This window comes from Agriterribacter humi (genome assembly GCF_009192765.1).
GTDB lineage: Bacteria > Bacteroidota > Bacteroidia > Chitinophagales > Chitinophagaceae > Agriterribacter > Agriterribacter humi.
Genome location: NZ_VOHQ01000002.1, coordinates 391,154 through 403,321 on the forward strand (window position 1 = coordinate 391,154; position 12,168 = coordinate 403,321).

The 12,168-nt window shown below is 41.0% G+C and carries 6 protein-coding genes; all 6 read left to right on the forward strand.

Going from position 1 to position 12,168, the window contains the following annotated elements:
• Positions 1-226: 226 nt before the first annotated feature.
• The 6 genes from FRX45_RS04750 (at position 227) to FRX45_RS04775 (ending at position 12,152) form a co-directional block, all read left to right on the forward strand.
• On the forward strand, positions 227-3,358 hold the full coding sequence (locus FRX45_RS04750) for a SusC/RagA family TonB-linked outer membrane protein (RefSeq protein ID WP_152267254.1): 3,132 nt from the start codon (positions 227-229) through the stop codon (positions 3,356-3,358).
• Between the two features lie 18 nt (positions 3,359-3,376).
• Positions 3,377-4,906, forward strand: a complete 1,530-nt coding sequence (locus tag FRX45_RS04755; RefSeq protein ID WP_152267255.1) for a RagB/SusD family nutrient uptake outer membrane protein — start codon at positions 3,377-3,379, stop codon at positions 4,904-4,906.
• A 144-nt stretch (positions 4,907-5,050) separates the two neighbouring features.
• The gene (locus FRX45_RS04760) at positions 5,051-7,534 is read left to right on the forward strand and encodes a glycosyl hydrolase family 95 catalytic domain-containing protein (RefSeq protein WP_152267256.1); all 2,484 of its coding nucleotides are present in this window, start codon (positions 5,051-5,053) and stop codon (positions 7,532-7,534) included.
• A gap of 51 nt (positions 7,535-7,585) precedes the next feature.
• Positions 7,586-8,731 carry a CaiB/BaiF CoA transferase family protein gene (locus FRX45_RS04765; protein WP_152267257.1) on the forward strand — a complete coding sequence of 382 codons (1,146 nt, stop codon included), beginning with the start codon at positions 7,586-7,588 and terminating at the stop codon, positions 8,729-8,731.
• On the forward strand, positions 8,724-9,869 hold the full coding sequence (locus FRX45_RS04770; RefSeq protein WP_152267258.1) for a CaiB/BaiF CoA transferase family protein: 1,146 nt from the start codon (positions 8,724-8,726) through the stop codon (positions 9,867-9,869). The genes FRX45_RS04765 and FRX45_RS04770 overlap by 8 nt, the downstream gene beginning before the upstream one ends.
• 48 nt (positions 9,870-9,917) lie before the next feature.
• A complete protein-coding gene (locus FRX45_RS04775) occupies positions 9,918-12,152 on the forward strand; it encodes a DUF5703 domain-containing protein (RefSeq protein ID WP_152267259.1) in 2,235 nt (744 codons plus the stop codon).
• The last annotated feature ends 16 nt before the right edge of the window (positions 12,153-12,168 follow it).

Genomic DNA, 12,168 nt, shown 5'->3' on the forward strand with positions numbered 1-12,168 from the left:
TTGTAAATAACGGCTATGTGGGTTTTATAAGAATAGCCTGCTTTTAAAGGGATACGAATGGGATGATTACATAAAGCAATATAAATATCCTTTTGATGGTTAATTTTAAAGGTATGGTAAAATACTTTACTAACTCAATAAGAATCGCAACTAAAAAAGAAGGTTTTATAGTTAGGTTTGATTGGTCATTTATAATTTCCGATTTTAAATCAAACAATCTAACTGTATGCTTGTAACCAGAACTACATGTACACATGGACATGCCATGCATTCCATCTTCACAAGAGCGGGTATGTATTCAGGAGCGCTCTTTTTAATACTTCTTTTTAATAGTTCCGTGCAGGGAACTGTTTTTCGCGGTGAAATGGCTCCGGAAGGAATCAGGCAAAGCAAAATCAGCGGTACAGTAAAGGACCAGGACGGGGTGCCTCTTGCAGGAGCCACTGTAAAGATTAAAGGTAAACCTGGCGGGGTGCAAACCGATCTTTCAGGCAAATTTGCTATTGAGGCGGGAGCCAATGATGTACTTGTAATCAGCGCGATAGGGTATGCGGAAAAAGAAATAACAGTAGGTGCCGGGCTGAATTACAATGTATCCCTGGATAAGGAATATTCGGAGCTGGACCAGGTGGTAGTAGTGGGCTATGGTACGCAGAAAAAAGTTAATTTAACAGGCGCCATCTCTACGGTAGGATCCGTGGAACTCAATAAACGGCCAGTATCGAACGTCTCGAACCTGTTACAGGGAAAAGTTGCCGGACTTCAGGTTTCCCAGGCCGAAGGAAAGCCGGGAATGGAGAATAACACTTTAAGAATTCGTGGTACCGGCACATTTAGTAGTGCTGGAAGCAGTCCGTTGGTGTTAATTGATGGAATTACGGGAGACATTAATAATTTAGATCCCAATGATGTAGAATCCGTTTCAGTATTGAAAGATGCAGCCTCCAGCTCCATTTATGGCGCCCGTGCAGCAAACGGCGTAATCCTGATTACCACAAAGAAAGGGAAGTCAGGACTCATTTCCGTTGAATATAGTGGTAATGTTCAGGCTCAAAAGGCGACCCGGTTGCCCAAATTATTGTCTAATTCTGCTGATTACATGATGTATTGGAATGAAGGCAGGATCAGGGCTGGATTCCTTCCCTATTTTACTGAGGCGGAAATTGAAGCATACAGGAGCCATCCAAATGATCCGGTTCATTACCCGAATTATAACTGGATTGACGAAAGTTTCCGCACTGCAACTGTTCAAAATCATTATTTAAGTGTTAGAGGAGGAAATGAAAAGACAACGTTTAATCTGTCTCTTGGATATTTGGATCAGGGTGGGATTATCAGCATCTATGATTATCAAAAATATAATTTACTCGTGTCGGTTGAAACCAAAGTGAAAGACTGGCTCACTTTGGGCGGTCAAATTCAGTTTGTGAAAAAGAACATAAGGACTTCCACCTGGGATAACACAGTAGGCTATTCAATTCTTGATATTTATGGATCTGCGCCAAACTATACCCCTACTATGACACTACCCGACGGCACAACCGGGTATGTGGCAAGATATAGTTCAGCTATAGGAGAATGGACAGTTAGAAATCCAGAGGCACAAGACGTAAGCGGAAGCTTTAAACAAAACCACTACAATGTTGTTCCGCAAATTTATACAAATATAAAACTGGCTAAGAATTTAACATGGTATACTAAAGGGGCAATTGCTTTTGATGATGACTTTAGTAAAAACCATGAAATTGCAGTAAATAACTACTATTTCAACGATGGTAGTTTTGCCCATAACAATTCTCCACAGCGGCTTGGGGTACAAGACAGCTACTACCAAAACATGTTGGCAACCTATTATTCAACATTAAATTATCATAATGTTTTTAGTGATATTCATAATGTGAATGTATTGGTAGGCTACAATCAGGAATACAATTTCTACAGGCAATTGGGAGGAACTAAAGTTACTTTTCCCACTGATGGTCTGGAAGAACTTAACGCAGGCTCATCCTTGGGACAAACTACTTCGGGCACAGCCAATGAGTGGGGTATTCAATCTTTTTTCGGTCGGGTTACCTATGATTTCAAAAGTAAGTATCTGTTTGAAGCAAATGCCAGGTACGATGGAACATCCAGGATTGCCTCTGCAAACCGATGGGGATTCTTCCCCTCTTTATCTGCCGGTTGGAGAGTTTCAGAGGAGTCATTTATGAAAAATGTCAGTTGGATTCAAAACCTAAAACTTAGAGGTTCATGGGGACAATTAGGTAATCAGAATGTGGGAAATTACCCGTATCAGGCAGTTTTAAATACAACCTCCTATCCATTTTCCAGTGCTTACCCGGGAGTAATTAATAGCCGAATGGTGGATCCATCCTTGAAATGGGAGACAACTACTATGACCGATTTTGGTATAGACCTCAGCGTAAAGGGAGGATTGTTTACTGCCACATTCGACTGGTTTAACAAAGTTACCGATGACATACTTTACCAGGTGCCTGTACCTGCCAGCATAGGATTATCTCCTCCAACAGTTAATTATGGCAAAATGAAAAATACAGGGTATGAGATTGAAGTGGGACATGGCAAACAAATAGGCGACTTTGGATATAATGTCTCTTTGAATTTTTCTTCGGTTAAGAATGAGGTACTTAGAATTTTAGCTCCCTCTTACGGGAATACTACAATTCAGGAGGGATTGCCCTTTAATTCTTTATATATGATTGAATGGATTGGAATATTTCAGAATCAGGATGAAATTGACAAATCACCAAAGCAACAATTTAATCCCAAACCGGGTGACTTGAAATACAAAGATCAGAATGGTGATAATATTATTGACTCCAAAGATCGTGTTGTTATTCCTGGTGCTTATCCTAAATTCATTTATGGAGGCAGCATCAACCTCACCTGGAAAAACTTCGATTTAAGCGCATTCTTTCAGGGTGTTCAGGGGCAAAAGATTTCTGCCCAGGGATTAACATGGGGGGCAGTGCCATTTATACAGGGTAGTCCTCCAACAACTGATTTTATTGAGAATATGTGGACAGGGGAAGGTTCAACCAATAAGAATCCGGCCATGTATATTTCCGGATATGGGCCGGTAACAGGTACTACCAACACTTATTGGTTGTACGATGCATCCTATCTGCGGTTAAAAAATCTATCCATTGGATATGATATTCCAAAAAGATATACTCAAAAAATCGGATTACAGGATCTCCGTGTTTATGTATCTGGTGACAACCTTTTAACTTTCACGAAGTATCCGGGAGCTGATCCCGAAAAGGCCAATAATGGTTGGTTTACCTCTTATCCGCAAATAACGATTTACACTTTTGGAATTAAGGTTAAACTTTAAATAATAAACTATAACTCCATGAATAGGTATATAAAAAATATTATAATTAACAGTTCCATCATTGGAATTCTGATATTGTGTTTTGGGTCGTGTAAAAAATTCCTGGATAAGAATCCCCTTGACCAGATTTCCAGCCCTACCTTTTGGAAGACACAGAACGATGCTGATCTGGCTTTAGCCGGATGCTATTCCCGCCTTAATGTTTCAAGTTTTATATTTGAAGGCAAGATAGCATTAGACATTTTAGCCGGAGATGCAAATGAAGGAAGCCAAAGTTTAGGTACCAGTTCCACAGGCGTACTTGCGCAGGGAACAATAGAATCAACTTCAGGCGGCTTGGTAAACAATATTTATAATCAGTCATATCAGGGTATTGCTTCATGTAATCTTTTCCTCGCAAATATTGACAATGTTCCTATAACTGATGCGATTAAGGCACAATACAAAGGGGAGGTTCTTTTTTTAAGGGCATTATTCTATTTTGAGCTTTCAGATTTTTATGGTGGAGTGCCACTTTATACCAATCCTGTTACTACAGAGGAAGCAAAAGTTAAGCAAAGTACAAAGGCAGAGGTTGTTGCGCAGGTACTCTCTGATTTGGATGGCGCCATTGCAAATCTGCCTAATACTGAATATAGCAGTAAAGGGCATGCCGTAAAAGGCTCCGCGTTAGCGCTTAAATCCAGAGTGTTGCTATACCAGGGGGATTGGGCCGGAGCGGCAGATGCCGCTAATCAGGTTATAGCTGATGGTAAGTTCAGTCTCTATAACGACTTCCAGAACTTGTTTCTGGCAGCAGGTCAAACAAACAATCCGGAAATCATGTTCTCGGTCAAGTTTCTAAATCCTGATAATTATTCTCAGCAGGATATTAGGTTAGAGTGGCATGGAATCCTAAATCCGCGTCAGGAATTAGTAGATGCATTTGAGTGTACAGACGGTTTGCCAATTACTACATCACCTTTATATCACCCTGATAATTTCAAATTGAATCGTGACCCCAGAATGTTATTAACAGTGAAATTGTTTTCCGATCCTGCAGTTCAGGCTTCCGGTAAAGTTGTACCATATGCTTATAATGGTGCTTCATCAACTGGTTATGAACCTTCTAAGCTATGTAATGTTGAAGCACTGCCAGTTGATTATTCAACCAAAAGCGAACAGGATTGGGTCTTATTAAGATATGCTGAAGTTTTATTGAATTATGCTGAAGCTAAAAATGAATTGAGTGGTCCTGATGCCTCTGTATATGATGCTATAAATGCTGTTCGCGCAAGACCAGGTATTGACATGCCGCCTATCCCTTCAGGATTAACTAAGGAACAAATGAGAACGCGCATTTGGAATGAGAGAAGAGTTGAATTTGGATTGGAAGGATTAAGATACGGAGATATCAAACGGTGGAAATTAGCTGAAACCTATATTCCTTCCCTGGTTGATCCGGGGGGTGTTCATCGTGCATTCAATCCTGCTAAACATTATGTGTTTCCCTTCCCACAAAGTGAAATAGATGTTAATGAAAACCTGGAGCAGAATCCCAATTATTAAGTTTTAAAATTCAATGTTATTATATTGATCGTGTGATTTATTTGATGTGGCAGTGGTTTTTACTATCTAATAAAAATATTAGTGACCAATAGTAAAAGCCACTGTACACTTTTCCTCAATGCCTCCTGTACCTAAATAATGATAATGAAAAAGCCTTTTTTACTTTTACCTGTACTGTGTTTTTTAGGATTTTTCTGCAACAATGACAAACCGCCAATCAACGACCTTTCTTCATTTAACCTTGCAAAAAAACATACGCTGCATTATGACAAGCCCGCAGTTGATTTTTTTGAGGGTGCTTTACTGGGCAACGGGGGAATGGGTGTGGTTGTAACTACAAGGCCTGATGGGGTTATGCTTTATTTTGGACATAATAATGTTTGGGATATACGCATTGCCGAAAAAAACAAAAAAGAGATAGGCACTTTTGATTATGTATTCGGCAAAGTGAGCAAAATATCCGACACCTTAAAAGTGCTTACAGACGACCCCTGGTATAAAAAGTACAGCGCCATGGCCCAGGAAAACTACCGGCAACCCTATCCACGACCTTTTCCCTGTGGTTCTGTATTGCTGGGATTTGACAGAAGAGACGCAGAATTGTTAGGTCATTCCCTCAATATTTCAAATGGTCTGTGCGAAGTATACTTGCTGGATGCCGACAAAAAGAAAATAAAGCTACAGTTGTTCACCGATATGCAGGAAGATAAATTGTGGATGCAACTGGTGGATGATGAAGGGAAAAAGGTTCCCAATATTTTTAAACGAATGAAGGTAATGCCGGACCCTTCCACCCCTTCGGAGTTTCCGAAATATGCCAGTGATGAATCGCTGAATGATGGTACGCTTTCCTTCAGGCAGGTGTTGCCCTATCAGGAACCGGACGTATACGATGTTCAAAAAGGGCATCCGAAAGATAAGGCATTCCGGCTAACGGCAACGAGTAATCTCCCTTTAACAAAAACAAGCAGGATAAACTGGGATGGTAATAATGAAGAAATGCAGAACCTGGAGGCCGCCCTGGAAGAAGGAAATGAGTTTATGGCAAGCGTATCTTTAACAGAAGGATTAAATACTGAGGTACCCGTTGAACTGCATTCGCAAAAACCGGATGCGGCATCATACAGTAAATCCAGGATAGCAGCCGATGAATCATGGAAAACGTACTGGGCAAAGTCTGGTGTAAGTTTGAGTGATGATTTCCTCGAAGAAATATGGTACCGGAATCTATATTTTTTTAACTGTGCGGCAAAAGATGGTGTAACAACGCCCGGGCTGTTTGCCAACTGGAGCTACAATAAAATTGGTACTGCATGGCATGGTGATTATCACATGAACTACAATACACAGCAGCCATTCTGGATGACTTTTTCAAGCAATCATCTCGAAAAAAATATTCCCTATGTAAATCTCATCGAATCATTAATGGATGTAAGCCGGATATGGGCCCGGGACTATTACAAACTTCCCGGCGCCTATTTCCCGCATTCTGCCTACCCGGTAGATATGACAATGAATCCCTATCCTGTTCCGCATTGGGGCTGGGAGATTTGTGAAACACCCTGGTCGGTTCAGGGACTCTGGTGGCATTATCTGTATTCTGCCGACACTGTTTTTTTAAAGACAAGAGCCTATACACCTATAAAAGAAGCGGTTGAATTTTTAGTAGCATATATGAAAAGACCTGAGGCACGGTGCGGCGCCCGCTGGAAGGACAACAAGTACCATATCTTTCCTACCATACCACCAGAATTATATGCCTTGCGGCCCGGCTTCAAATACAATTACGATTGTACAGTAGATTTAACCCTGACAAAATTTGTATTCAAAGCTTTTGAAGAAATGGTAGCTGTGCTTAAAACAGAAGCTACAGACCAGGCAATTTTAAATGATGTAAAAGATATACTCGCTAACTTCCCGGATTATCCTACCGCCATTTCAAAAAAATATGGTGAAGTGCTGGTATCTGTTCCCGAAGAGCACGACCAGGTTGTATACAATGTTCCATCGCCGCTGATGACGGTATTTCCCGGAGAGGATCACGGCCTGCATTCAGACGACACTACCAAGCAATTATTGAAAAATACATTTTATAATCAGCAAAATGAAGGGGGAAACGATTTGGTATTTATCAATTTGCAGGCTGCCCGTATTGGCTTGCTGGATGTAGAAAGGTTTAAAAGACAGGTAAAGTATTCTTTATTGCCCAATGGCACGGCAACAGATAAAGTAATGCAGGTACATGGCCGATATAAAGACCATACAAAATATGATTATATGGGGGCTATGGGAATATGGTTCGAAAACTTTGCGTTACCTGTAGTAATTAATGAATGTCTGATGCAGAGTTATAATGGAACGATCAGGCTTTTCCCAAACTGGGATAAAGCAAAAGACGCACAGTTCCAAAACTTACGCGCAGTAGGTGCTTTTCTCGTAAGCGCAACACTTAAAGGAGGAGAAATAAGACAGGTAAGCATTCACAGTGAAAAAGGCGGCACATTAAAGATCGTATCTCCATGGGGTAAAAAAGGAACGCTTAGCAATGAGGATGGCAGTAAGAAAATTGAGTCAGAAATAATTGAGATCAAAACATCACCGGGAGAAAACATTATACTGGAACCGTGAGAACGTTTCGCTCTGCGATGATTGATACGTATAATCTATTAAAACACAATTATGCATTTACCGTTAAAGGGCATTGTTGTATTGGAATTCAGTCAATATTTATCCGGACCCTGCGCAGGACTTCGCCTGGCGGACCTTGGAGCGCATGTAATTAAAATTGAACGTCCGCAAAAGGGAGAAGCTGGTAGAAAACTGGCGATCAAAAATTTATGGGCCGATGAAAGTTCACTGTTGTTTCATACCATTAACCGCAATAAAGAAAGTTTTACAGCCGATCTCGGTGATCCGCAGGATATGCAATGGATAAAACGGCTGATCGGCCAGGCAGATGTGATCACGCATAATTTCAGGCCCGGCGTTATGGAAAAAAAAGGATTGCATTACGAATCGGTAAAGGAAATAAATCCGGGTATTGTTTACACAGAAATTTCCGGTTATGGAAACCACGGCCCATGGAAAAATAAACCAGGGCAGGATCTGCTCATTCAATCATTGTCCGGCCTTACGCATTCCACCGGAAATTATCATGATAACCCGCTTCCATTCGGACTGGGGATTGGTGATTATTTGTGCGGTAACCAGGCCGTTCAGTTTATACTAGGTGCGCTCATTCGCAAAAAGAAAACAGGACAGGGGGCGTTGCTGCAGTTGAGCCTCATGGAAACGTTGATTGATTTTCAGTTTGAATTTTTTACTACCTATTTTCAGAGTAAGCGTCAGCACAAACGTTCTGCCATCAGTAATGGTCATTCATTGCTGAGTGCGCCTTATGGTATTTATAAAACACAGGACGGCTACATTGCAATAGCCATGATGCCGCTTCAAAAACTAAATGCCGCAATTGATTGTGAAGCATTGACTCAGTTTGAAGAAGAGGACACCTTTAAGAAAAGAGATGAGATAAAAGCCGTCATCAGCACTCATCTGCTTACAGGTACAACAACATCCTGGCTAAAAAAAACGCAACCGCTTGACTTGTGGGTGATGCCCGTTTTAAACTGGCAGGAATTAAAAGAAAAGCAGGGATATAAGATATTGGAGATGGAACAGCAGATACATTTAGACGATATAGAAATCACAACTACCCGCTGTCCCGTTCGTATAAATGGCCAGATATTTCTTTCTGGTAAACCGGCGCCGCAGGTTGGACAGCATACAGAACACATCAAAGCCGCATTGTCGTTAAAATATGAGTAAACTCTTAGAAGATATACTGGTATTGGATTTCAGCCAATTTTTATCCGGACCTTATGCAAGCTTACGCCTCTCCGATATGGGAGCGAGGGTAATTAAAATAGAACGACCTGTTATTGGAGATATCTGCCGCACCTTATATGTGTCGGATGTAAAGATAGATGGAGCTGAGTCTACGATATTTCATGCTATCAATCGCAATAAAGAAAGCTTTGTCGCGGATATCAAAGATGAAGATGAATTGGAAAAAATAAAGAAATTGATTAAGAAAGCAGATATTCTTATTCACAATTTTCGTCCCGGTGTTATGCAAAGAGTGGGATTGGGATACGAAGCAGTTAAGGAAATAAACCCGACCCTTATCTATGCAGAGATCAGCGGATATGGCGAAAAAGGAGAATGGAAAGGATTCCCCGGGCAGGATCTTTTATTGCAGTCGGTTTCGGGCATTGCCTATTTAAGCGGTAACGAGGCCGACCAGCCCACACCTATGGGCGTGGCTGCCGGCGATATACTGGCAGGCACACACCTGGTTCAGGGCATCCTTGCCGCGTTGTTTAGCCGCTTTAATTCAGGGGAAGGATCATTGGTGCAGGTAAGCATGCTGGAAAGTTTATTGGATTTTCAGTTTGAAGTGCTGACCTGCTTCCTGAATGATGGTTATGCATTGCCCGAACGCAGCGCCGTTAATAACGGTCACGCATACATTGCAGCACCCTATGGAATATATCAAACAGCAGATGGATATATTGCATTGGCAATGGGTTCTATTACTTTGTTGGGCCAGCTTTTGCAATGTGATTTGCTATACAAATACAATGAGCCCACTGAATGGTTTGATAAAAGAGATGAAATAAAATTGATATTGAAAGAGCATTTGCTTACAAAGAAAACAAAAGAATGGTTGCATATTCTTGAGCCTGCAGATATATGGTGTTCGGATGTTTTTGATTATGATACGTTATTAAAAAGCGATGGCTACAACGTGCTGGATATGGAACAAATGGTGTATTCAGGAAACAAAAATATAAAAACTACGAGGTGCCCTGTTCGTGTGGATGGAGAAGCTTTAAAATCGGACAAGGGAGCGCCTGCACTGGGACAGGATACATTGATGATCGGGAAAGAATTTGGTTTATGAAAAGATAGCCTGGCTTAAATAAAAAAATAATTCATTTATAAATTGGGAATGATGATAAGAAATATATGTTTAGTAGTTTTTTTAATGCATAGCGCATTTTGCGTTTCAGCACAACAGGTAAACGATTTTAATCTCCGGTTTTCTGAACGGGGAGAAGATTCCTGGAGCTCCATGCCCCTGGGAAATGGTGAAATATCTTCACAGGTATGGACTGATAAAGAAGGGAAGATACAGTTTTACCTGGGTACCACAGATAGCAGGGATGCAATGGATAACCTGATAAAGGTTGGAAAATTAACCATTCAGTTCGAGCCTGATATTATAGTAAACGGAAAGAACTACGCTGAAGAGTTGCTATTGAATGAAGGTGTTTTCCGTATTAAAAACAGTTTGGCCGACATACAGTTCCGTGTGGATGCCAACCGCCCGGAAATAGTAGTTTCAGGTTCATCAGCAGTTCCTGTTAAGATAAAAGTGACGAACAATATATGGCGCACCGAAACACGCGACTGGAATAAAGATGAATACCTGGCCGAATACGGCGACAATGAAATGCCCTTCAAACCTTTTATGGAAGCAGACGATGCCTTAAAAAGTTCCGGCGGGGGTATTATCTGGTTTCACAGAAATAAAAATGAAGTATTCTGGAACGAATTAATGAAAGCGAATGGTCTTTTAGATGAAGGAATAGTCAATCCGTTAAAAAACAGGACTTTTGGCGCACTTGTGAAAGGAGCTGGATTACAAGCTTTAAACGATACTGTTTTATATACTGCAAAACCACTGAAAAAATTTATTATCAAAACAACTGTACTGGTACAACAAACAGACACCAGGGAAGCATATATTAATACGCTTCAAAATCTTGCTGCAGACCTTGACAAGACCGGAGAGACTGTTGCGCTGGCTGCTCATAAAAAATGGTGGTCCGGTTTCTGGAACAGGAGTTATATTTATTTTAATGCGGCAGATAAAAAGCTGAACGACACACTTTTCCTTTTAAACAGGGGATATGTATTGCAGCGTTATGTAAATGCTATAGGAGGAAGAGGCAGCCTGCCCATAAAGTTCAATGGATCTACATTGGTGCTGGATACCTATAACCAGGCGATTGGCAGGGTATCGGGGAAGTCTGCGGACGCGAGATTATGGGGCGGCGCTTTCTGGTGGCAGAATACAAGGTTAATGTATTATCCTATGCTGGCCTCCGGCGACTTTGACCAGATACAACCGTTCATTAATTTTTATTTGAACCTGTTGCCGGTCGCTAAAAAAATGACTAAAAAATTCCATAAAAATGATGGCGCCCGTTTTTTGGAAACTACACATTTCTGGGGAGCATGGAGAGGCGGCGATATAGGATGGGACAGGACGAATTTGCAGCCGGGAATTTCAACCAATCCGTATATAAAAGACCTGATCATAACAGGACTTGAAATGTCGAACTATTTATTAGATTATTACAGGTACACAGGAGATGAGAAAATGCTGCATGCGCAAACGATTCCTTTTATCAAAGAAGTATTATTGTTCTATGATCAGCATTATCATCGCGATGCATCTGGAAAACTCTTAATTACTCCGGCGCAATCGCTCGAAACGTATATCAATGCTGTAAATCCTACACCGGATATTGCGGGACTTATTGTTGTAACCGCAAGAGTGATGGAACTTACAAAAGATGAGTCAACACTGTCATTATGCGGCAAGTTGCAAAAAGAACTTCCTGCCATACCAACCGCTGTGAAGGATGGTAAGAAAATCATCTTACCTGTACAATCCTATAAAAACAAAATAAATGTTGAGTACCCTGAACTGTATCCGGTATTTCCATTCCGGATATATGGCGCCGGGAAAAAAGATACAGAAGTTGCCATCAATACCTTCAAAGAAAAACAAAGAGCTTATTCAGGGTGGCAGCAAACGGCTATCCAGGCTGCCATGCTTGGCTTAACAGATAGCGCCGCTAAAATTATGAAGATTAACGGACTGGCCTACGACAAGCGGTTTCGTTTTCCTGGATTCTGGGGACCCAATTATGATTATACGCCGGATCAATGCCATGCAGGAAATTATATGAACACCATACAAACTATGCTGGTACAAGCTGAGAGCAACGATATATACCTGGTTCCTGCCTGGCCTGCGGAATGGAATGTTAAATTCAAACTTCATGTACCGGGTGATAAGCAGGTGGAAGGAGAGTGGAAGAACGGGAAAATGGTAAGTGTAAAAAAACACCCCGAATCAAGTAACACGAATATAATTATTGGTTTTCGTTAATGAAATATTACTGTTT

Excerpts from the sequence above, each read along its gene's own strand:
- FRX45_RS04760 (WP_152267256.1), top strand. The coding sequence starts at position 5,051 with ATGAAAAAGCCTTTTTTACTTTTACCTGTACTGTGTTTTTTAGGATTT.
- FRX45_RS04775 (WP_152267259.1), top strand. The coding sequence starts at position 9,918 with ATGATGATAAGAAATATATGTTTAGTAGTTTTTTTAATGCATAGCGCA.
- FRX45_RS04750 (WP_152267254.1), top strand. The coding sequence starts at position 227 with ATGCTTGTAACCAGAACTACATGTACACATGGACATGCCATGCATTCC.
- FRX45_RS04770 (WP_152267258.1), top strand. The coding sequence starts at position 8,724 with ATGAGTAAACTCTTAGAAGATATACTGGTATTGGATTTCAGCCAATTT.
- FRX45_RS04765 (WP_152267257.1), top strand. The coding sequence starts at position 7,586 with ATGCATTTACCGTTAAAGGGCATTGTTGTATTGGAATTCAGTCAATAT.
- FRX45_RS04755 (WP_152267255.1), top strand. The coding sequence starts at position 3,377 with ATGAATAGGTATATAAAAAATATTATAATTAACAGTTCCATCATTGGA.